The sequence below is a fragment of the Amycolatopsis sp. QT-25 genome (assembly GCF_029369745.1).
In the GTDB taxonomy this organism is placed as follows: domain Bacteria; phylum Actinomycetota; class Actinomycetes; order Mycobacteriales; family Pseudonocardiaceae; genus Amycolatopsis.
In genome coordinates this window covers 6,159,048-6,179,235 of the sequence record NZ_CP120210.1, presented here as the reverse complement: position 1 = coordinate 6,179,235, position 20,188 = coordinate 6,159,048, and the positions used below count along the sequence as shown (strand labels likewise).

21 protein-coding genes are annotated in these 20,188 nt (G+C 69.6%); 13 read left to right on the top strand and 8 right to left on the bottom strand.

Features of this window, described 5'->3' with window-relative positions; translation table 11 throughout:
• Positions 1-13: 13 nt before the first annotated feature.
• The 4 genes from P3102_RS28720 to P3102_RS28705 form a co-directional block, all read right to left on the bottom strand.
• Positions 14-499, bottom strand: coding sequence for a glutathione peroxidase (locus tag P3102_RS28720; protein ID WP_276363297.1), 486 nt, complete (start codon positions 497-499; stop codon positions 14-16).
• Between the two features lie 14 nt (positions 500-513).
• The gene (locus P3102_RS28715; RefSeq protein ID WP_276363295.1) at positions 514-2,025 is read right to left on the bottom strand and encodes a glycoside hydrolase family 57 protein; all 1,512 of its coding nucleotides are present in this window, start codon (positions 2,023-2,025) and stop codon (positions 514-516) included.
• Positions 2,022-2,795, bottom strand: a complete 774-nt coding sequence (locus tag P3102_RS28710) for a class I SAM-dependent methyltransferase (protein WP_276363294.1) — start codon at positions 2,793-2,795, stop codon at positions 2,022-2,024. The genes P3102_RS28715 and P3102_RS28710 overlap by 4 nt, the downstream gene beginning before the upstream one ends.
• Positions 2,796-2,889: 94 nt before the next feature.
• Positions 2,890-3,741, bottom strand: a complete 852-nt coding sequence (locus P3102_RS28705; RefSeq protein WP_276363292.1) for a DegV family protein — start codon at positions 3,739-3,741, stop codon at positions 2,890-2,892.
• A gap of 243 nt (positions 3,742-3,984) precedes the next feature.
• Between P3102_RS28705 and P3102_RS28700 the strand changes: the two genes are divergently transcribed.
• The 7 genes from P3102_RS28700 to mnmA all read left to right on the top strand — a co-directional run bounded on the left by P3102_RS28700 (position 3,985) and on the right by mnmA (position 11,749).
• Positions 3,985-4,770: an electron transfer flavoprotein subunit beta/FixA family protein gene (locus tag P3102_RS28700; RefSeq protein ID WP_276363290.1), complete on the top strand. Its 786-nt coding sequence runs from the start codon at positions 3,985-3,987 to the stop codon at positions 4,768-4,770.
• 26 nt (positions 4,771-4,796) lie between these two features.
• Positions 4,797-5,756: an electron transfer flavoprotein subunit alpha/FixB family protein gene (locus P3102_RS28695; RefSeq protein WP_276363288.1), complete on the top strand. Its 960-nt coding sequence runs from the start codon at positions 4,797-4,799 to the stop codon at positions 5,754-5,756.
• Between the two features lie 177 nt (positions 5,757-5,933).
• The gene (locus P3102_RS28690; protein WP_276363286.1) at positions 5,934-6,713 is read left to right on the top strand and encodes a GNAT family N-acyltransferase; all 780 of its coding nucleotides are present in this window, start codon (positions 5,934-5,936) and stop codon (positions 6,711-6,713) included.
• On the top strand, positions 6,713-7,648 hold the full coding sequence (locus P3102_RS28685; RefSeq protein WP_276363284.1) for a lysophospholipid acyltransferase family protein: 936 nt from the start codon (positions 6,713-6,715) through the stop codon (positions 7,646-7,648). The genes P3102_RS28690 and P3102_RS28685 overlap by 1 nt, the downstream gene beginning before the upstream one ends.
• A 378-nt stretch (positions 7,649-8,026) precedes the next feature.
• A complete protein-coding gene (locus tag P3102_RS28680) occupies positions 8,027-9,406 on the top strand; it encodes an MFS transporter (protein ID WP_276363283.1) in 1,380 nt (459 codons plus the stop codon).
• A gap of 49 nt (positions 9,407-9,455) precedes the next feature.
• On the top strand, positions 9,456-10,652 hold the full coding sequence (locus P3102_RS28675) for a cysteine desulfurase family protein (protein ID WP_276363281.1): 1,197 nt from the start codon (positions 9,456-9,458) through the stop codon (positions 10,650-10,652).
• Positions 10,653-10,657: 5 nt separating this feature from the next.
• Positions 10,658-11,749: a tRNA 2-thiouridine(34) synthase MnmA gene (mnmA, locus tag P3102_RS28670; protein WP_276363279.1), complete on the top strand. Its 1,092-nt coding sequence runs from the start codon at positions 10,658-10,660 to the stop codon at positions 11,747-11,749.
• Positions 11,750-11,827: 78 nt separating this feature from the next.
• Here the strand turns inward: mnmA and P3102_RS28665 are convergent, their stop codons facing one another.
• The 3 genes from P3102_RS28665 to P3102_RS28655 all read right to left on the bottom strand — a co-directional run bounded on the left by P3102_RS28665 (position 11,828) and on the right by P3102_RS28655 (position 14,298).
• Positions 11,828-12,271, bottom strand: coding sequence for a GNAT family N-acetyltransferase (locus P3102_RS28665; protein WP_276363278.1), 444 nt, complete (start codon positions 12,269-12,271; stop codon positions 11,828-11,830).
• Entirely contained in the window at positions 12,268-13,305 is a 1,038-nt protein-coding gene (locus P3102_RS28660) for an MBL fold metallo-hydrolase (RefSeq protein WP_276363276.1), read from the bottom strand. The genes P3102_RS28665 and P3102_RS28660 overlap by 4 nt, the downstream gene beginning before the upstream one ends.
• A 186-nt stretch (positions 13,306-13,491) precedes the next feature.
• Entirely contained in the window at positions 13,492-14,298 is an 807-nt protein-coding gene (locus P3102_RS28655) for a phospholipid scramblase-related protein (protein ID WP_276363274.1), read from the bottom strand.
• A gap of 120 nt (positions 14,299-14,418) precedes the next feature.
• On the opposite strand from P3102_RS28655, the gene P3102_RS28650 reads away from it, so the two are divergent.
• From P3102_RS28650 to P3102_RS28625, 6 genes are read left to right on the top strand one after another with little or no spacing between them, the layout of a single operon-like run.
• Complete coding sequence (locus tag P3102_RS28650; RefSeq protein ID WP_276363272.1) at positions 14,419-15,456, top strand: methionine synthase; 1,038 nt, start codon at positions 14,419-14,421, stop codon at positions 15,454-15,456.
• 22 nt (positions 15,457-15,478) lie between these two features.
• Positions 15,479-16,183, top strand: a complete 705-nt coding sequence (locus tag P3102_RS28645; RefSeq protein WP_276363270.1) for a hypothetical protein — start codon at positions 15,479-15,481, stop codon at positions 16,181-16,183.
• Positions 16,184-16,193: 10 nt separating this feature from the next.
• Positions 16,194-18,326: an NAD-dependent DNA ligase LigA gene (ligA, locus tag P3102_RS28640; RefSeq protein ID WP_276363269.1), complete on the top strand. Its 2,133-nt coding sequence runs from the start codon at positions 16,194-16,196 to the stop codon at positions 18,324-18,326.
• On the top strand, positions 18,319-18,813 hold the full coding sequence (locus P3102_RS28635) for a GNAT family N-acetyltransferase (RefSeq protein ID WP_276363267.1): 495 nt from the start codon (positions 18,319-18,321) through the stop codon (positions 18,811-18,813). Before ligA ends, P3102_RS28635 begins: the two co-directional genes overlap by 8 nt.
• Positions 18,814-18,840: 27 nt before the next feature.
• Positions 18,841-19,062, top strand: a complete 222-nt coding sequence (locus P3102_RS28630; protein WP_276363265.1) for a type II toxin-antitoxin system VapB family antitoxin — start codon at positions 18,841-18,843, stop codon at positions 19,060-19,062.
• Positions 19,022-19,474, top strand: coding sequence for a PIN domain nuclease (locus P3102_RS28625; protein WP_276363263.1), 453 nt, complete (start codon positions 19,022-19,024; stop codon positions 19,472-19,474). The genes P3102_RS28630 and P3102_RS28625 overlap by 41 nt, the downstream gene beginning before the upstream one ends.
• A gap of 15 nt (positions 19,475-19,489) precedes the next feature.
• On the opposite strand, the gene P3102_RS28620 is transcribed toward P3102_RS28625, so the two are convergent.
• Positions 19,490-20,143: an ACT domain-containing protein gene (locus tag P3102_RS28620; RefSeq protein WP_007031618.1), complete on the bottom strand. Its 654-nt coding sequence runs from the start codon at positions 20,141-20,143 to the stop codon at positions 19,490-19,492.
• Between the last annotated feature and the right edge of the window lie 45 nt (positions 20,144-20,188).

The window sequence follows — 20,188 nt, the reverse complement described above, 5'->3', positions numbered from 1 at the left end:
GGGAAAGCGCGGTTCAGCCGACCGCGGCCTCGATCGCCTTGATGATCGCGTCGTCTCCGGGTTCGGTGCGCGGGCGGAATCGGCCCACCACCTCACCGGACGGGGCGACGAGGAACTTTTCGAAGTTCCACTGCACGTCGCCGGCGGAGCCGTCCGCGTCGGCCGCCTTGGTCAGTTCGACGTAGAGCGGATGGCGGGTTTCCCCGTTGACGTCGAGCTTTTCGAACAGCGGGAACGACACGCCGTAGGTCGTCGAGCAGAAGGCCTGGATCTCTTCGGCGGTGCCCGGCTCCTGTCCGGCGAACTGGTTGCACGGGAAGCCGACGACGGAGAAACCCTTGTCCGCGTAGCGTTCCTGCAGCTTCTCCAGTCCGGTGTACTGCGGCGTCAGCCCGCACTTCGACGCCACGTTCACCACCAGCAGCGTCTTGCCGTCGAGCGCGCCGAGCGTGGTGTCCTCGCCCGCGAGCGTCTTCAGCGGAATGTCGTGAATGCCCATGGTCGCCCCTTTCGTCATTTCCTCAGCAGGTCACGCGCGTCGACGTGGCCGAAGGGCCCGTCGTCGCGCCGGAACGCGGCCGCGGTCGCCCGCGCGCGGTCGAGCGCTCCCTCTCGAAGCAGTCCGGCGAGCGTGTCGAACCGTCCGGTGTGCACTTTCGCCCGCCGCCGCGCGTAGTCGGCGGCGGAATCCTTGGTGACCATGAACGCCCAGTCGCTCGAAAGCGCCAGCATCGCTTCGGCGACGGCCTGATCGCGGACGGCGTCGCGCGTCGTCGTGTCCATCCCGGTGACCAGGTCGAACATCCGGTGCTGGAGCGCGGTGTTGTCCCGCACCATGTCGGCGACCTGCTCGCCATCCCAGACCCGCCAGTCCTTGCCCGACCCCCACGACGACGCCGGGAGGTCGACCTTCCCGCCGAGTTGCCCGGCTTCGAGCGCGCCCTTGAGCGTGGTGACGCGGACACCCGCCTCGGGCAGCGCGCGCAGGACGCCTTCGAGCCACGCCGGGCCCTCGTGCCACCAGTGCCCGAACAGTTCCGTGTCGTACGCGGCGACGACGAGTGATTCGCGGCCGTGCTCGGCCTTGAGCGAACGCAACCGGGCGACGACGGTGTCGACGAAGTCCTGGACGTGGCCGCCGAGGGTGGCCGCCGCCATCGCCGGGTCGTACGGCGCCTTGTCCGGCGGTTCGACGCTCTTGCCGGTCACCCGCGACGGTTTGAGGCCGACTTCGTGCGCCCACGTGTGGAAGTCGCGATAGGCCGCGTGGCCGGGGTAGCCGGCCTTCGGCGACCAGACGCGGTAGGTGACTTCGAGGTCGCGGCCGAAGCAGACGACGTCGGAATCGCCGACGGTCCGCGCCGCCGACGTGTCACCGTGCAGGGACGGCCCGTCGACCAGGAAGCGCTGAACCCCCGCGGCGGCGTACCCGGCTTCCATGCCCGGCTCGTAACCGCATTCAGGTGCCCAAATGCCTTCGGGACGCCGCCCGATCCGTCGTGCGGTGTCGGCGAGGCCGCCGCGCAGCATGAAGTCGCGGACCGCCGGGTCGAGCAACGGCTGGAACGGATGCGCCAGCGGGCCGCCGAGCAGTTCGATCGTCCCGTTGTCCACAAGGGACCTGAGAACCGGGGAGAAACCATGTCGCCACCGGGTTTCGAGTTCTTCCGAGGCTTTGATGGCGGTCCGGTACTCGTTCGCGGCGAGGTCGCGCAGCAGTGGGTCGCCGCGCCAGAGGGTGGAGGCGTGCCAGGCGCGCAGCTGCCAGTGCCCGAGCCAGTCGTGGAAGGCGTCGATGCAGTACGGGTCGTCGAGCTGGGCGGCGAGGATCGGTGTCATGCCGAGCGTGAGGACGTCTTCGCGACCCTCGTCGGCGAAGCGGCGCAGGAGGTCGACCATCGGCAGATAGGAATGCGCCCACGCCTGGTAGAGCCATTCTTCGCCGACCGGCCACGAACCGTGGTGCGGCAGCCACGGCAGATGGCTGTGCACGACGAGGCAGAAGGTGCCCTCGTACTCGCTCATGGGCGCACCGCCACGGCCACGAGGTCGAGGCCGGCGTCGAGATCGTCACCGTGGATCGCGAAATCCGCCGCCTGGATGGCCGCGACGTCGGCGAGCAGTTCCGCGGGCCAGGTCGCCTGCCCCGGGAGCTGCCCCATGACGACGTCGAGCTGGGCGTCGACGATCGAGCCGCCGTACTTGGCGTCGAGCTTCTCGACGCCCTCGCCGTGGTGGAGACCGTGCAGCGTCTCGACCTCGAAACCGGCGTCACGCAGCAGTTCGTCCAATTCGGACGGTGCGAGTTCCCTGGTGTGGAACGGGTTGAGTGGAGTGTCGCTGTCCGGGGTGAAGGTCAGGCGGTTGGGCGTGGTGACGATCAGCCGCCCCCCGGGGGAGAGCACGCGGTGGCATTCGGCGAGGAAGGCGCCTTGGTCCCAGAGGTGCTCGATCACCTGGAAGTTCGCGACGACGTCGACCGAGGCGTCTCGCAGCGGCAGGAACACCAGATTCGCCCTGGCCACGCCGATGCCGGGGTAGCGGCGGGCGACGTGCTCGGTGGTGGGGACGTCGTAGTCGAGCGCGAGCACCCGCTCGGCGACGGTGGCGATCAGCCCGGCGCCGTAACCCTCGCCACAGCCTGCCTCCAAGACGGTCTTGCCCTGGCACAGCGGCAGGAGATGGGCATACGCCGCTTCATGGCGGCGGAACCAGTAATTCTCCTCGGCGATGCCCGGCACGGTGCGTTCACCGGTGAGGTGCAGCGCTTCGGCCCTGGTGGCTGGGGTGGTCACGCCGCGACCCTACCGGCCGGTCACCTTCCTCCCCTCCGCAACTCGTCACCTGCTTGCGGGGGAGGGCTCTCGCAAGCAGGTGACGAATCGCGGGCTACACCGGCGACACCGTGATGCCGATGGCGCCGGGACCGAGGTGGGCGCCGAGGATCATGCTGGCGTCGGCCAGGGTGCTGCCGACCATCTGCGGCAGCCGCGCCCGCAGCCGCCCGCCGATCTCGAGGTCGCGTTCGTCGGGACCGAACCGGGTGATGGCCACCTCGACGTCCCGGTCACCCGCGCACTCCACCGCGAGGTCGACGAGTTTGTCGAGCGCGCGCCGCCGGCCCGGCACCCGGGTCAGCGGCGCGACTTCGCCGTTCTTCAGCGTCAGCAGGGGTTTGATCGAGAACGCCGAACCGAGGAACGCCCGCGCGGCGCCGATCCGGCCGCCACGCCGCAGGAACTCCAGCGTGTCGACGTAGAGGATCTCCCTGCTGCCGCGGAACCGGCGTTCCGCCGCGTCGATGACCCGGGTGGCCTGCCCGCCGGCGGCGGCGACCTTGGCCGCCGAAGTCGCCGCGAAGCCGAGGCTCATCCCGGTGGTCCCGCTGTCGAGGACGTGGACCGGGACGCTCACCTGCTGGGCGGCCTCGCGGGCGGCGTTCACCGTCTCCGACATCCGGCCCGAGAGGTGGATGCTGACGATCGCCGAGGCGCCCTTGCTCGCGGCGTCCTGGAACGCCCAGAAGAACGCGGCGACCTCCGGCGGCGCCGTCTGCACCGGGGTGCCGGCCCGCAGGTGGCCGAGGATCTCCTCGCGGTCGTAGCGGTTCTCTTCGTCGTACTGCTCTCCGACCTGGAGTCGGACCTGAACGACGCCGATTCCCCAGCGTGCGGCGACCTGGACGGGGAGGCAGGCGGTCGAGTCCGTGATCACGGCGACGGGGCCGGGCATGGAACGCATGGTGGGGCAGATTAGCCCGCCGGACGCCCCGGGAGTACCCCGGAATACGGCCGTTCGGGTTAGTCGGCCGGTTACACTCACTTCTGGGTGAACTACCTGGACGATCGTCTCATTAAAACGCGCATCCAGGTGAATGAGGTCACCTCGGCGGGCCGTGGCGCAGAAATGGCCCTAATCTACCGGCCAGTAGAGCTGTTGCCCCGTGGCCGACGCCGGCCACCAACGGGAGGTCGAAGTAGACCCATGACGAACATCGTTGTCCTGGTCAAGCAGGTACCGGACACCTACTCGGAGCGGAAGCTCTCCGGTGCCGACAACACTCTTGACCGCGAATCCGCCGACGCCGTGCTCGACGAGATCAACGAGAAGGCCGTCGAAGAAGCCCTGAAGATCAAGGAAGCGGGCGAGGGCGAGGTCACCGTCGTCTCGGTGGGTCCCGACCGCGCGACCGACGCGATCCGCAAGGCGCTGTCCATGGGCGCCGACAAGGCCATCCACGTCTCCGACGAGGCCCTGCACGGCTCCGACGCGATCGCCACCGCCAAGGTGCTCGCCGCCGCGATCTCGAAGGTCGACGGTTTCGACCTGGTCATCACCGGTAACGAGGCCTCCGACGGCCGCGGTGGTGCCGTGCCGGCGATCCTCGCCGAGCTGCTGGGCCTGCCGCAGCTGACCCACGTGAACGAGCTGACCGTGGACGGTTCCTCGATCAAGGCCGACCGCTACACCGAGGACGGTGTCACGCACCTCGAGGCGAACCTGCCCGCGGTGGTGAGCGTCGGCGAGAAGATCAACGAGCCGCGCTACCCCTCCTTCAAGGGCATCATGGCCGCGAAGAAGAAGCCGGTCGAGACGCTGACCGTCGCGGACCTCGGCGTCGACGCGGACGAGGTCGGTCTCGGCAACGCCTGGTCGTCCGTGCTCGAAGCCTCCCCGAAGCCGCCGCGCACCGCCGGTGAGCGCGTCGAGGACGAGGGTGACGGCGGCGGCAAGGTGGCCGCCTACCTGGTCGCGCAGAAGCTCATCTGAGACAGGTTTCGAGGAGGAATAGGGAAATGGCTGAAGTACTCGTCCTCGTCGACCACGTCGACGGTGAAGTCAAGAAGGTCACGCTCGAGCTGCTGACCGCCGCTCGTGAACTGGGTGAGCCGTCCGCGGTCGTCGTCGGCCCCACCGGCACCGCCGCCAAGGCGAAGGAAGCCCTCGCCGCGCACGGTGCCGCCAAGGTGTACGTCGCCGAGGGGGACAACGCCACCGGCTTCCTGGTCACCCCGAAGGTGGACGTCCTCACCGCGCTCGCGGAGCGGACCTCCCCGGCCGCCGTGCTCGTCGCGGCCAGCGCCGAGGGCAAGGAGGTGTCCGCCCGGGTCGCGGTCCGCCTCGGCTCCGGTCTGCTGTACGACGCCGTCGGCGTGAACGGTGACGGCAGCGTCGACCAGTCCATCTTCGGTGGCGCGTTCTCCGTGAAGTCCAAGTCCACCAAGGGTGTCCCGGTCATCTCGGTCCGCCCCGGCGCCGTCGAGGCCGCCCCGGCCGAAGGCGCGGCCGCCGAGGAGACCGTCGAGGTCCCCGCGGGTGACCCGGCGAAGTCCGCCAAGGTCACCGGCATCGAGCCGATCGTCGGCGGCGACCGGCCGGAGCTGACCGAGGCCTCGGTCGTCGTCTCCGGTGGCCGCGGTGTCGGCTCGGCCGACAAGTTCGACGTCGTCGAGTCGCTCGCCGACTCCCTCGGTGCCGCCGTCGGTGCTTCGCGCGCCGCCGTCGACTCGGGCTACTACCCGGCACAGTTCCAGGTCGGCCAGACCGGTAAGACGGTTTCGCCGCAGCTGTACATCGCGCTGGGCATCTCCGGTGCGATCCAGCACCGCGCCGGTATGCAGACCTCGAAGACCATCATCGCGGTCAACAAGGACGCCGAGGCGCCGATCTTCGAGATCGCCGACTTCGGTGTGGTGGGCGACCTGTTCAGCGTCGCGCCGCAGCTGACCGAAGAGGTCCGGAAGCGCAAGGGCTGAGCCCCTCGTTTCGCGGAGGGGCCGTCCGGGATTTCTTTCCCGGGCGGCCCCTTTTCTGTTACCTGGAAGTGATCTTTCATCCTGAGAGAAGCCTGAGAACCCGCAATTAACGGAACGTGCACTAATCGGCCATCGGGCGCATCGTCGTTGGTACCTCCCGGGGAGTAGACCTGGGTCATGACGACGTCACAGCTCCTCGTCAGTACTGACCAGGCAGGTGTCGGACTTCCGGCCGACGCGCCGCGTTACTCCCTCCTCGTGGCCAACGGGAACGAAGAAGTCGTTGCCGCCCAACGCCTTCGCTATCAGGTGTTCGCCGAGGAGATGGGCGCGACGCTCAATTCGCTCGAACCCGGCCTCGACGTCGACTACTTCGACGAGTTCTGCGATCACCTCGTGGTGCGGGACGACAACACCGGCGACATCGTGGGCACGTACCGGATGCTGCCGCCCGATCGGGCGACGCGGGCGGGAAAGCTCTACTCCGACAGCGAATTCGATCTCACCGCGCTCGATTCGCTGCGCCCTTCGCTGGTCGAGACGGGCCGCTCGTGCGTGCACCCCGACCACCGCAGCGGCGCCGTGGTGAGCCTCGTCTGGGCGGGGATCGGGCGCTACATGCTGCTGGCCGGTCACCGGTACCTCGCGGGCTGCGCCTCCGTACCGCTGACCGACGGCGGGGTCTACGCGGCGGGCGTCTGGGATGTCCTGCGCGCCAAGCACTACGCGGACGAATCCCAGCGCGTGACACCGCTGAACCCTTGGCGGACCGAGGGGCTGGAGCGGCCGGCCCGCGCGATCCTCCCGCCGCTGATCAAGGGCTACACGCGCCTGGGCGCGAAGATCTACGGTCCGCCCGCGCTCGACACGGACTTCGGTGTCGCGGACTTCTTCGTGCTGCTGGATCTGCACAACGTCGACGAGCGCTACCTCAAGTTCTTCCTGGGAGTGCAGTGATGACTCACGCCTGGATGCCGAAGTCGCCGTGCGGTGACGGCTGCCTGAGCGACGGGGCACCGACGGTGGCGTTCCCGCGACGCGTCCTGCGGTTCACCGCGGCGATCGGCGTCATCTTCGGCGCTTTCCTGTCGGCGCCGCTGGTGCTCGTGCTGCGCGGCATGGCGCGAGAAAGGGTGGTGCGCCTGCTTTTCGTGGGGATCCTCCGCTCGTTCGGGGTGAAGCTGCGAGTGCTCGGCGACGAGCGTTTCCGCGCCGTGCCCGGCCGCGGCGCGCTCGTGGTGAACAACCACATCTCGTGGCTGGACATCATCGCGGTCAACGCCGTCCAGCCGATGCGGGCGCTCGCCAAGAAGGAGGTGGGCGCCTGGCCGGTGCTCGGCCTGCTGGTGCGCCGCGGCGGCAGCATCTTCCTCGACCGGGAGAACCTGCGCAGCCTGCCCGCGACGATGGCCGAACTCGCCGGCGCGCTGCGCGGCGGATCACTCGTCAGCGTGACGCCGGAGGGCACCACCTGGTGCGGTCTGGGTTCGGGCCGGTTCCGGCCGGCGACCTTCCAGGCCGCGATCGACGGCGGGGTCCCGGTGCGGCCGCTCGCGCTGCGCTTCCGGCTCGCCGACGGACGGGAGACGACCCAGCCCGCCTTCATCGGACCGGAGTCGCTCATCGCTTCCCTGCGGCGGGTCGCGGCCATGCGCGGTCTGGTGCTGGAGGTACACGTGTGCCCGGAGATCGCGCCGGGTCGCGCTTCGGACCGGCGGGAGTTGGCCTCGCTGGCGGAATCCGCGGTGCAGGCGGCGCTCGGCCGGGTGCAGATCCCGGTGCAGCGGCGGCGTCGCGTGGCGGCCCCGGTTCTGGCTCAGGTCGTTCCTTCGGTGCCTCTGGCTTCCGAGACTTCCGAGACTTCCGAGACTTCCGCGACGGTCTCTCCGTAGCGCGTATGCCCCTGACACTCGCCCAGGGCCCGGTGTGGCCGAGGTGGCCCGTGTGGCGACCCTCGCGTGCAATGAAGGAGCCTTTCCTTGCAAAATTTGCAAGGAACGGCTCCTTCATTGCACCCGCCGGTGGGCTCGCACGACCGGCTGAACCCGCAGGAACTCGAAGTCCCCGCCGGGATCGCGCGCGGAAGCGGAACCGGCAGATCGCCGAAGAGCCGGCGCTGACCGGGCACACGGTGAAATCCCACGTGCGGAAGACCCTCGGGAAGCGGGAAGTCACCTCGCGCGGCGAAGCCGCCGTGCCGGCGCGGGAGCTGCGCTTGGAGTCCGTCAGCGCTTGACTTCCACCGAACTGGAGGTTGCAGACTCGCCGGTATGCCGATCACTGGGGACAAGGCCGAATCGAAGGGGGTGCTCTGGACACCTGAGCACCGCGTGACCACCATCGGGCTGCTGCTCATGGTCACCCTCATCGCGTTCGAAAGCATGGGCGTCGCCACCGCGATGCCGACGATGGTGGCCGATCTCGACGGCCTCGCGTTGTACGCCTGGCCCTTCACCACGTTCTTGGTCGCCAGCGTGGTCGCGACCGTCCTTTCCGGACGCCTCGGCGACCGCAAGGGCCCGGCGCCCGCGCTGCTCGCCGGCACCGCGCTGTTCGCCGCCGGACTGCTGGTCGCGGGGCTCGCGCACGACATGCCGCTGCTTCTGCTCGGCAGGGGATTGCAGGGCTTCGGTTCCGGTCTCCTGCTGGTCTCGGTGTCGCTGCTGATCGCGCTCACCTTCAGCGACCGCGAACGCCCGGTGATCTACGCCGCCAACGCCGCCGCGTGGGTGCTGCCCGCGGTGATCGGTCCTTCGATCGCGGGAGTGGTGACCGTGAGCCTCGGCTGGCGCTGGGTGTTCCTGGGGCTGATCCCGCTCACCGGGATCGGGCTCGCCCTGCTGGTCGTCGTCACGCGCAAGCTGCCCGCCCACGTAACGGGTGACTCCGCCGTCCGGGCCGGGGTCGTGCCCGCGGTGGTCGCCGCGCTCGGTGTCGCCGCGCTCACCTGGGCGGCGCAACACCCGTCCCTCCCGGCGCTGGCCTACGGCGGCGCCGGTCTCTTCGCCCTCGCGTACGCGCTCCGCAAACTCCTGCCCGCCGGGACACTGACGTCGCGGCCGGGGTTGCCGACAGTGATCGCCTCGCGTGCGCTGATCGCGGGCGCGTACGCCGGGATGGAGGCGTATCTGCCGCTCACGATGAGCGAGGTCCACGGCTACAGCCCCGCGCTGGCCGGGCTGCCGCTCACGGTGACCGCGCTGGGCTGGTCGGCGGGCTCGATGCTGCAGGGCCGCATGCTCGACTGGTCGCGCGAAGCGTCCCTGCGGACCGGGTTCGCGCTGGTCGCGGCCGGTTTGGCGATCTTCGTCTTCGTCCCGTTGCCCGCCTTCCCCGGCTGGATGGCGTTCGTGGCGTCGGCGGTCGGCGGCGCCGGGATGGGGATCGCGATGCCCGCGATCTCGGTGCTGCTGCTCCGCTACTCGCCAGAGGCCGAACGCGGGGTCAACACCTCGGCACTGCAACTCGGCGACTGGGTCGGATCGGCTCTGACCATCGGTTTGGGCGGGGTTCTGCTCGCTTCCTTGGCATCGGCGAAGGAACCTTCGGTGGCGATCGTGGTGCTTTCGGTCGTGCTGACCGGCATCGCGGTGCTCGGGGTGCGGGTGACCGGCCGGTGGCCCGCCGATATGAGCGGCGCCACCCGCTGAGCAGGGTGGGCTTGGTCACGCCCCGGAGCGAGCTACCCTGAACGGTGCGATGACCTATCTCGACCACGCGGCGACCACCCCGATGTTGCCCGAAGCCGTAGCGGCGATGTCCGAGGCGCTGTCCACAGTGGGCAACGCCTCCGCGCTGCATTCCTCGGGACGCCGGGCCCGCCGCCGGGTCGAAGAAGCCCGCGAAGTGATCGCGGAGGCGCTGGGCGCCCGGCCGTCCGAGGTGATCTTCACCGCCGGTGGCACGGAGAGCGACAACCTCGCGGTCAAGGGCATCTTCTGGGCCCGCAACGGCGAAGATCCGAAGCGGACGAGGGTGCTGTGCAGCACCGTCGAGCACCATGCCGTCCTCGAGTCCGTCGAGTGGCTGGAGCAGCACGCGGACGCCGAGATCGTCTGGGTCGAGGTCGACCAGGCGGGCCGGGTGACCCCGGAATCGCTGCGCACCGCGATCGGCGACCACCCCGAGACGGTCGCGCTGGCCACCGTGATGTGGGCGAACAACGAGGTCGGCACGGTCAACCCGATCGCCAGGCTCGCCGCCGTCTGCGCCGAACACGAGATCCCGCTGCATACCGACGCCGTCCAGGCCGTCGGCGCGGTGCCGGTCGGCTTCGCCGAGAGCGGCGCGGCCGCGCTGACCCTCACCGCGCACAAGCTGGGCGGCCCGTACGGCGTCGGCGCGCTGCTGCTCGGCCGCGACACCGCGTGCGTGCCGGTCCTGCACGGCGGCGGCCAGGAACGCGCCGTGCGGTCGGGCACCCTCGACGTCCCCGCGGTGATCGCGTTCGCGACGGCGGTGAAGGCCACGATCGAAGGCCGCGAAGAGTACGCCAAACGGGTCGCCGAACTGCGAGACGACCTGATCGAGGCCGTCCGGCGCGAGGTGCCGGACGCGGTGCTCAACGGCGGCGAGGGCGAGCGCCTGCCCACGCACGCCCATTTCACCTTCCCCGGTTGCGCGGGGGACAGCCTGTTGATGCTCTTGGACGCCAAGGGCATCGAATGTTCCACCGGTTCGGCGTGCACGGCGGGGGTCGCGCAGCCGAGCCACGTGCTGCTGGCCATGGGCGCCGAGCCCGCGGCCGCGCGCGGTTCGCTGCGGTTCTCGTTCGGGCATACCTCGGCGCCGGAAGACGTTGAAGCGGTTTCGAGGGAGATCGCGGGCGTCGTCGACAGGGCGAGGCAGGCGGGACTCGCCGGAATGCGCAAGCAGACGCAGAAGCAAGAGGTGTGAGGAAGATGCGCGTACTGGCCGCGATGAGCGGGGGAGTGGATTCGGCGGTGGCCGCCGCGCGCGCCGTGGACGCCGGGCACGAGGTCGTCGGCGTGCATCTGGCGCTGTCGGCGAAGCCCGGCACGCTGCGCACCGGATCACGGGGCTGCTGCACGATCGAGGATTCGGGTGACGCGCGCCGCGCCGCGGACATCCTCGGCATCCCCTTCTACATCTGGGACTTCGCCGAGCGGTTCACCGAAGAGGTCATCGAGACCTTCGTCGGCGAGTACGCCGCGGGCCGGACACCGAACCCGTGCGTCACCTGCAACGAGAAGATCAAGTTCGAAGCGTTGCTGGACAAGGCGATGGCCCTCGGGTTCGACGCGGTCGCCACCGGGCACTACGCCCGTCTGTCCCTTGTGGACGGTGTGCCGGAGCTGCGGCGCAGCGTCGATTCCGGCAAGGACCAGTCCTACGTGCTGGCTTCGCTGACCCCGGAGCAGCTGCGGCATTCGCTGTTCCCGCTGGGCGATTCCTGGAAGACCGACGTGCGCGCCGAGGCCGCGAGCCGTGGCCTTTCGGTGGCGAAGAAGCCGGACAGTCACGACATCTGCTTCATCCCGGACGGTGACACGAAGAGCTTCCTGGAGAAGCGGCTCGGTCAGCGTCCCGGCCGGCTCGTCGACGCCGAGACCGGCGCCGTGCTCGGTGAGCACACCGGCGTGCACGGGTTCACCGTCGGCCAGCGCAAGGGGCTCGGCATCGAGGCACCGGCGCCGGACGGGCGGCCGCGTTACGTGCTTTCGCTGGAGCCGGTTTCGGGCACCGTGAAGGTCGGTTCCGCGCGGGACCTCGGCGTGCACGTGATCGAGGCGGACCGTCCGATCTGGCCGAGTGAGCGGCCGCTGGACGGCCCGACAGAATGTGTCGTGCAGGTGCGCGCGCACGGCGGGATCGTCGAGGCCGTCGCCGAGGTGTCGGGCGACGAGGTGACCATCCAGCTTCGCGAGCCGCTGCGCGGCGTCGCGCCGGGACAGGTCGTCGTGCTGTACCGCACCGACGCGACCGAAGGCGACCTCGTGCTCGGCAGCGCGAAGATCTCCGGAACCCGCTGACTCCCGCAATTCGGCACCTGGTCGCGATCCTTGCGCGTGCAACTATCGCAACCAGGTGCCGAATTGCGGCGGAGGGGATCAGAACTTGAGCTTGAAGCCGGTGTGTGTGGCCTCGAAACCGAGGCGCTCGTAGAACCGGTGCGCGTCTTCGCGTTTCACGTCCGACGTCAGTTGCACGAGGGCGCAGCCCCGTCGTCGCGATTCGTCGATGGCCCACCTCATCAGCTCGGCCCCGAGGCCGGAGCCGCGATGGCTCGCCCGCACGCGGACGGCCTCGATCTGCCCGCGCAGCGCGCCTTTCCTGGCCAGGCCCGGAATGATCGACAACTGGAGCGTGCCGACGGCTTCTCCGCCGTCGTCGGCGACGATCAGCAGATGCGCCGGATCGGCGTCGATCTCCTCGAAGGACTTCAGATACGGCGTGAGGTCGTCGGCGGAATCGCGGGTGCTGCCGATCTGGTCGTCGGCGAGCATCCCGACGATCGCCGCGACGTCTTCCCGGCGTGCTTGACGGATGATCATGAGGCGTAGTGTCGCACCCCGCCGGTCTCGGTCGCGGTCAGTTTCCCTTGCGCCACCAACAGATCCAGATGCGAACCGGTCTCGAGGACGGCGAGCATCCGGTTGAACGGGTCCATGTCGGGCAGTTTGCGCTGCTTGCGCGTCCAGCCCAGTCGCAGGGCGACCTCGTACGCCGTCGTGACGTCCGCGGTGATCTCGGCGCCCATGACCTCGAGCCGGTCGCGGTGGTGCTCCAGCAGCGCGTCGACGCGCGCGTGAACGCTGCCGGTGACGGGACCGTGCGCGGGAAGCAGGCGCCGGTCGGGCATCCCGCGCACCAGGCGCAGGGAGTCGAGGTAGTCGCGCAGCGGCAGGGCGGCGGGCACCGGCTGGAACCCGATGGACGGCGTGATGTGCGGCAGCACGTGGTCGCCGGAGAACACCAGGCCCGCCTCGTCGTCGACGAAGACCACGTGTCCCGCCGTGTGGCCGGGCGTGTGCACGACGTCGAACTCGCGTCCGGGCACGATCGCGCGTCTGCCGGCGGTGAGCCATTCGTCCGGCTGCTCCCACAGTTGCGCCTCGGTGTGCCGGACACCGCCGAAGGCCTTGGCGAGTTCCTCGACGACGGGACCCGCGCCACAGCGTTCGAGCAGGCCGACCTGCGCCTCCATCGGGAACCGGTCGGGATCGCCGGAGCGCGTCAGCGACGGCTCTTCCAGCTTGCCGAGCGCGAGCGTGCCGCCGAACTCGCGGCGCAGTTCCACGGCGAGGGTGTAGTGATCGCGATGCACGTGCGTGATCAGGAATTCGTCGATGTCGCCCAGGTCGGCGCCGAGCGCCTTCAACCCGCGCGAAAGCCGCTCGCGGGCCGACGCCAGTGCCCAGCCCGAGTCGACGAGGACCAGACGGGTGCCGTCGGTGACGACGTAGACGTTGACCGCGCGCAGCGCGTCCTGCGGCAGGGGCAACGGGATCCGGTGGACCCCCGGCGAGACCGTGTAGACACCCGGCTCGGCCCAGTCCCGCTCGCCGTCTTCGGGCGACGGCTCCATGGTGACCTCCGTCCCGGACGCACTCCGGCGTGCCGCCCCAGTCCTCTCCACCTTGAGCCGCCGGAAGCCGAGTGTCCACTTTGTGCGGGTGAGACCCCGGTCACTCGCCAGCCCGCAATCGGTCATCCGGTTGCGGTCGTTGCGCGTGCACTTACCGCAACCGGATGACTGATTGCGGGGTGCCGGTCAGCCCTCGTCCTGTTTCAGCGCGGTGTCGATGGTCAGCGCCGAGGCGACCACCATCGAGGCCAGCGGATCCCGCAGCGGCCGGTGGATCTCGACGACGTAGTTGTCGGCCGTGGTGAAGGCGGCCTTCACGAAACCGCCCCAGGTCTTGGTGATCCGCGCGATCTCGACGTCGGAGTCGTCCTTGATCGCGAAGTTCCACGCCCGCCAGTTCTCGGCGAAGATGCCGCCGATCCTCTGCCCGTCGACCACGAACCCCAGCCGGATCTTGCCGAAGACGTTCTCCTGCACGATCTCGCCGATCGGGGAGTCGTCGGCCTTCGTCACCAGGAACCGGGATTTGAAGACCTTCGCCGGCCGCGTCACCTTCAGCACGGTGCTGTGGTTCGCGTCGCGGATCTCGAAACGGTGGGTGAGGAACTGGTCGTAGTTCGTGAGCAGCCGGATGGCCTTCTTCAACGTGCTTTGACCGACCTGGACGACCCCGCCGAGGCGGTTGCCGTGCTGGTCGGAGATCCCGAACTCGTTCGACATCTCGACGAGCTTCGCACGCTGGTCGACCACCAGCACGGGTTCGGAGAACAGGGTGCCGCCGCCGGTGACCCCGCCGCTCCGGCCTTGGGTCCCCCTCGCCGCCTGTGCCCGGACTTTCGCGGGGTCGTGCGCGCCTTCGATGTCCAGCTCGATCATCTCGGCGTCGTGCGAAGGCCGCGTGTCCGCGGTCCAGGCCTGCCCGTCCCACCACCGGTGCATCCGGGGGTTCTGCTGGTCGGGGTACCAGCCGGCGGGCTGTGGAGAGCTCGTCATGGCAGGTCAGCGTAATCCGCTCGACGCCGTCACGGGTTCGCCGACGGCAATTGCGTCGAATGTCCGTGTCCTTCCCCGCCCCGCCGTTCTCTCAGGTCGGACCAAGGGGAGAATCCGGGTGTGAACGAACGACCTTGGCCTCTCGGCGCGGCCACCGCGATCGGTTCCCTGCCCGGTACCGACCCGGTCGAGGCCGCTTCGATCGTGTTCGGCGAACTGCCCGAATTCCCCTGTATGCCCGAACTTCCCGCCCGCGGCGTCGGAGCCGACCTGATCGGCCGGACGGCGGCGCTGCTCGTGGACCTCGCCGTCGAGGTGGTGCCGAGCGGGTACCGGGTCGCCGCGCGTCCGGGACACGACCACCGCCGGGCCGTCGACCTGATGAACTGGGACCTCGACGCCGTCCAGGAGGCGAGGGAGAAGGCGGGCGCCGCGCCGCCCGCCTTCAAGATCCAGGTCGCCGGACCGTGGACGCTCGCCGCGAACGTCGAACTCCCGCGCGGGCACCGGATCCTCACCGACAAGGGCGCGCTGCGCGATTTCGCCGCCTCGCTGCTCGGCGGACTGGCCGGGCACGTCGCGGAACTGAAGTCGCGCATCGGCGCGCCGGTGGTGATCCAATTCGACGAACCGTCGCTGCCCCAGATCCTCGCCGGTGAGCTGCCGACGGCGTCCGGCTACGGCACCGTTCCCGCCGTGCCCGCGCCGGAGGCACGGGAACTGCTGTCGACGGTGATCTCCGGGGCGGAGCGTGTCACCGGGCAGCCGGTCGCGGTGCACTGCTGCGCCGAAAAGCCCCCGATCTCGTTGCTGCGCGCGGCCGGGGCGCGGGCGATCGCCTTCGATTTCACCCTGCTGAAAGGCGCTTCGCCCGCGCAGCTCGACGAGATCGGCGAGACGCTGGACTCCGGGACGACGCTGATGCTCGGCCTCGTCCCCACGACCGACCCCGGCGTGCCGGTGGAACTGCGTGACGTGGTCACGCCCGTGTTCCACCTCGTCGACCGGCTGGGCTTCCGCCGGGAGATCCTCGCCGAACGGGTCGTGCCGACCCCGGCGTGCGGCCTCGCGGGCGCCACCCCCGACTGGATGCGCCGCGCGCTCACGCTCAGCCGGGAGGCCGGCAAGGCTTTCACCGAACCGCCTGAAGGCTGGTGAACGGCGCGGTAGCGTGCCTCCCATGCGTTTGTTCCGCCGACCTCGTAAGGCCGAGGACGTCCCCGACCCCCGCACCGCCTGGCCGGAGCAGCCGGTCCCCGAGGACGCGGCCGCCGCGGCGGCGACGTTCTGGGAGGCGTGGTTCGCGCTCCTGCCCGAGGTCAGCGCCGCCCTCGGCGACCGAGAACCGCATCGGGTGGAGCACGACCTCTGCACCATCGTCGAGGCGTTGCACCCCCGGCTGCACTTCTCCCTCGACCGCGGGCACCGGGCGATCTACTCGCTGGTGCTGACCGGCCAGGAGGATCCGGAACTGCGCCCGTACACCGACGCGTGGAAGGCCGCGGCGCCGCCGGAGGACGCCATCTGGGAGTACCACGACTCCGTGCCGCCGGTCCCCGATCCGAGTGAGGTCACCGTCAACCTGGGCGAGACCCGCATCGCGCTCGCCGACGTACGGGTGACCGCGAAGGTGGACGAATCAGCCGGACGGGTGGACGTGACCGTGTTCCATCCGCTGATCGGCGAGCTCGCACCGGAGACCCGGACGACCATGACCTTCCTCCCGCTGGACGCCACGCTGGGTGAGCGGGTCGCGGCCGAACGACTGGGCAAGGTCGAGCTGGCGACCGGGGCCCAGGACGGGCAGCTGACCCTGCTGGAACTACGCGAGGTGGTCGACAGGCTCGGTTCACCGGAGCCCGGAAATGTCGGTGCCTCCGGCTAGGCTGACCCCCGTGAGCAGCGAACTTCCCGAAAACCTCGAGCCCGTGCAGGACGTCACGGACGTGCCGGCCGACGTCCGTGAACGGCATGGCGAGCTGGCGGAGGAGATCCGCGGCCACCAGTTCCGGTACTACGTGCTGGATTCACCGATCGTGTCCGACGGCCAGTTCGACGAGCTGCTCAACGAACTGCAGGCCATCGAAGACGCGCATCCGGGGCTGGTGACGCCGGAATCGCCGACACAGAACGTCGGCGGCACGTTCTCCACCGAGTTCGCCGCGCACGACCATTTGGAGCGCATGCTCAGCCTGGACAACGTCTTCGACACCGAGAGTTTCGAGACGTGGGTCGAGCGGGTCCAGAAGGAGATCGGCGCGACGAAGTACCTCGCCGAGCTGAAGATCGACGGGCTCGCGATCAACCTGCTGTACGAGAACGGCAAGCTCACCAGGGCGCTGACCAGGGGCGACGGCCGCACCGGCGAGGACGTCACGCTCAACGTCCGCACGCTGGAGCAGGTGCCGGAGCGGCTGACGGCGACGGACGGGTTCCCGGTGCCCGCGCTGGTGGAGGTCCGCGGCGAGGTGTACTTCCGCGTCGAGGACTTCCTGGCGCTCAACGCGAAGATGGTCGAGGCGGGCAAGGATCCGTACGCGAACCCGCGCAACACCGCCGCCGGATCGTTGCGGCAGAAGGATCCCAAGATCACGAAGTCCCGCAATCTGCGGCTGATCTGCCACGGTCTCGGCAAACGCGAGGGTTTCGAGCCGAAACGCCAGTCCGAGGCGTACGACGCGCTCGCCGCGTGGGGCCTGCCGGTCTCGCCGTACGGCAAGGTGCTCGGTTCGGGCAAGGAACTGCTGGAGCACATCGAATACTGGGGTGAGCACCGGCACGACGCCGAGCACGAGATCGACGGCGTCGTCATCAAGGTGGACGAGGTCGCGCTGCAGCGCCGTCTCGGCACGACCTCGCGGGCGCCGCGCTGGGCGATCGCCTACAAGTACCCGCCGGAAGAGGCGATCACCACCCTGCTGGACATCCAGGTCAACGTCGGCCGCACCGGGCGGGTCACCCCGTTCGCGGTGATGGAGCCGGTGAAGGTGGCCGGGTCCACGGTGTCGATGGCGACGCTGCACAACCAGGAAGAGGTCAAGCGCAAAGGCGTGCTGATCGGGGACAAGGTCGTCATCCGCAAGGCGGGCGACGTCATCCCCGAGGTGCTCGGCCCGGTCGCCGACGCGCGCACCGGTGAAGAGCGCGAGTTCGTCATGCCGTTGCGCTGCCCCAACTGCGACACCGGACTGGCGTACCAGAAGGAGGGCGACATCGACATCCGTTGCCCGAATTCGCGGTCGTGCCCGGCGCAGTTGCGAGAGCGGCTGTTCCATCTGGGCGGGCGCGGCGCGTTCGACATCGAGGTGCTCGGCTACGAGGCCGCGATGGCGCTCCTGGACGCCGGTGTCGTGCACGACGAGGGTGACATCTTCGAGCTGGACGAGGAGAAGCTGCTCCAGGTGGAGCTGTTCCGCACCAAGGCGGGGGAGTTGTCGGCCAACGGGCGCAAGCTGCTGGACAACCTGGAAACGGTGAAGGACCGTCCACTGTGGAAGGTCATCGTCGGCCTGTCGATCCGGCACGTCGGCCCGACGGCGGCGCAGGCGCTCGCGCGGGAATTCGGCTCGCTCGAACGGATCGAGAATGCCTCGGAGGAGGAGCTCTCCAGTGTCGACGGCGTCGGCCCGACCATCGCACGTGCGGCGAAGGAGTGGTTCGAGGTCGATTGGCACTGCGAAATCGTCGAGAAGTGGCGCGCGGCGGGCGTGCGGATGGAGGAGGAACGCGACGAGTCCATTCCGCGCAACCTCGAAGGCCTGTCGATCGTCGTCACCGGATCGCTGAACGACTACTCCCGTGACGAGGCCAAGGAATTCATCATGGCCCGCGGCGGGAAGGCGGCCGGTTCGGTGTCGAAGAAGACGGCGTTCGTCGTCGTCGGCGACGCGCCGGGCACGAAGTACGACAAGGCCGTCCAGCTGAAGGTGCCGGTGCTCGACGAGAACGGCTTCCGCGTGCTGCTCGAAAGCGGTCCTGAGGCCGCCGCCGAACTCGCGCTGCCGACCGAGGAGGAAAGCGGTGAGTGACCTGCAGATCCGGCCCGCCCGCCCCGAGGAGCTGAGGGCGATCGGCGAGCTCACCCTGGCCGCGTACGCCGCGGATTATGGCCTCGTGGAGGGCGTCGGCTACGCGGCCGTACTCGCCGACGCCGCCCGCCGCGCGGAGCTGGCCGAACTCCTGGTCGCGGTGGACGGGGACGGCACGCCGGTCGGCACGGTCACGATTGTCCGGCCGGGCACCGAGTTCGCCGAGCTGTCCCGTGAGGGCGAACTGGAGTTCCGCATGCTCGGGGTGCTGCCCTCGGCGACCGGCCGCGGCATCGGCGAGGCCCTGACCAGGGCGGTGATCACGCGAGCGCGGGAACTGGCCGTGGCGAGGGTGGTGCTGTGCAGCCTGGTCACGATGACGCGGGCACACCGGCTCTACGAGCGGCTCGGCTTCGTGCGGCTGCCCGAACGGGACTGGGAGCCGCAGCCCGGGGTGATCCTGATCGCCTACGGCCTGGAACTTTGATACACCTTGTCGGTGTATCGTTGGTGTATGAGCCGGACCAACATCGACATCGACGACGAGCTGGTCGCCGCCGTGATGCATCGCTACGGGTTCAAGACCAAGAAGGACGCGGTGGATTTCGCGTTGCGGAAAGCGGCGCCGGTGATCACCACCGCTGACATCCTGGCGCTGGAAGGTGTCGGCTGGGAAGCGGATCTGGACGAGATGCGTGCTGACCCCGCGGACCGTAAATGGCGCGATGCCTCCTGAACGACGCTGCCTGATCGACAGCTCGGTGTGGATCGATTTCCTGCGCAAGCGCGCCACACGGGCGAGGGATCTGGTCGTCGAGCTGGCCGCTCAGCCGAAAATGATCGTGACCTCCGAGCCCATCGTGATGGAACTGCTCGCGGGAGCGAACGCCGAGGCGCTCCCTCGCCTCGAAAGGACGCTTGCCGGTTTCGTGAACCTGGGCGTGGATCCCGCGATCGACTTCAAGGGCGCCGCGGAGATCTCACGAGCAGTCCGGGCGGACGGGCACAGGGTTCGTTCTTCGATGGATTGCCTCATCGCGGCGGTGGCGGTGCGGCACAAGGCCGTCCTCATCCACAAGGACGTCGATTACGTGCGTATCGCCGAAGTCGTCCCCGCGCTTCGCGCCGAGGCGATCTTCGACTCTTGAGGGTGCCGGAGCGGCTCAGCTGTCCAGCACGACGGCGACGATGCCCGCGAAGTGCGCCAACCGCGCCACCTCGGCGGCCCGGAAGTTCGGCCCGCCGGGCCGCGCGACCAGCAGCGCCTTCCCGGGCTTCCCCAGCGGCGTGGCCGCGAGTTCGGTCCCCAGTTCCTTCCACGTCTCCGGCACCCACGCCTCCTCGGCGTCGAGGATGGTGGCGCGTTCCAGCGGCAGCCAGGGCAGGTCGGTGATCGGCGTCTCGGGCGCGGCGTTGGACGACGCCAGGCGCACCGCGCCGGACTCCGCGTGCTCGACGACGACGGCCCAGCCCGCCCGGATGATCCGCGGCACCCCCTCGGCGAGGATCTCCAGCCCCGAAGCGGGCTTCGCGGCGATCTCCTCCACCAGTTCGAGTTCGCGATGGGTGTCGAGCACCCCGGCGTACGGGCGGACGGCGTCGACCTCGACACCGTCGACGCTTTCGGCGGCGGTGATCAGCGCGTCCGGCAGCCTGCCCGAGGGGATCTCGACGACGAGGTCGTCGATGGCGACGCCGCCGCCTCGTTCGACCACGTCCACGCTCAGGATGTCGGCGCCGACGGTGCCGAGCGCGGTGGCGACCGCGCCGAGGGTCCCCGGGGTGTCCGGTAATTGGACCCGGATCAGGAACGACACACGCGCCCCTCTCGCCTCAGGCGTCCCAGCCTCGCCGTGGAACGC

Coding starts and splice junctions, on each gene's coding strand:
- P3102_RS28720 (WP_276363297.1), bottom strand. CDS start 499: ATGGGCATTCACGACATTCCGCTGAAGACGCTCGCGGGCGAGGACACC.
- P3102_RS28715 (WP_276363295.1), bottom strand. CDS start 2,025: ATGAGCGAGTACGAGGGCACCTTCTGCCTCGTCGTGCACAGCCATCTG.
- P3102_RS28705 (WP_276363292.1), bottom strand. CDS start 3,741: ATGCGTTCCATGCCCGGCCCCGTCGCCGTGATCACGGACTCGACCGCC.
- P3102_RS28700 (WP_276363290.1), top strand. CDS start 3,985: ATGACGAACATCGTTGTCCTGGTCAAGCAGGTACCGGACACCTACTCG.
- P3102_RS28695 (WP_276363288.1), top strand. CDS start 4,797: ATGGCTGAAGTACTCGTCCTCGTCGACCACGTCGACGGTGAAGTCAAG.
- P3102_RS28690 (WP_276363286.1), top strand. CDS start 5,934: ATGACGACGTCACAGCTCCTCGTCAGTACTGACCAGGCAGGTGTCGGA.
- P3102_RS28685 (WP_276363284.1), top strand. CDS start 6,713: ATGACTCACGCCTGGATGCCGAAGTCGCCGTGCGGTGACGGCTGCCTG.
- P3102_RS28680 (WP_276363283.1), top strand. CDS start 8,027: ATGCCGATCACTGGGGACAAGGCCGAATCGAAGGGGGTGCTCTGGACA.
- P3102_RS28675 (WP_276363281.1), top strand. CDS start 9,456: ATGACCTATCTCGACCACGCGGCGACCACCCCGATGTTGCCCGAAGCC.
- mnmA (WP_276363279.1), top strand. CDS start 10,658: ATGCGCGTACTGGCCGCGATGAGCGGGGGAGTGGATTCGGCGGTGGCC.
- P3102_RS28665 (WP_276363278.1), bottom strand. CDS start 12,271: ATGATCATCCGTCAAGCACGCCGGGAAGACGTCGCGGCGATCGTCGGG.
- P3102_RS28660 (WP_276363276.1), bottom strand. CDS start 13,305: ATGGAGCCGTCGCCCGAAGACGGCGAGCGGGACTGGGCCGAGCCGGGT.
- P3102_RS28655 (WP_276363274.1), bottom strand. CDS start 14,298: ATGACGAGCTCTCCACAGCCCGCCGGCTGGTACCCCGACCAGCAGAAC.
- P3102_RS28645 (WP_276363270.1), top strand. CDS start 15,479: ATGCGTTTGTTCCGCCGACCTCGTAAGGCCGAGGACGTCCCCGACCCC.
- P3102_RS28630 (WP_276363265.1), top strand. CDS start 18,841: ATGAGCCGGACCAACATCGACATCGACGACGAGCTGGTCGCCGCCGTG.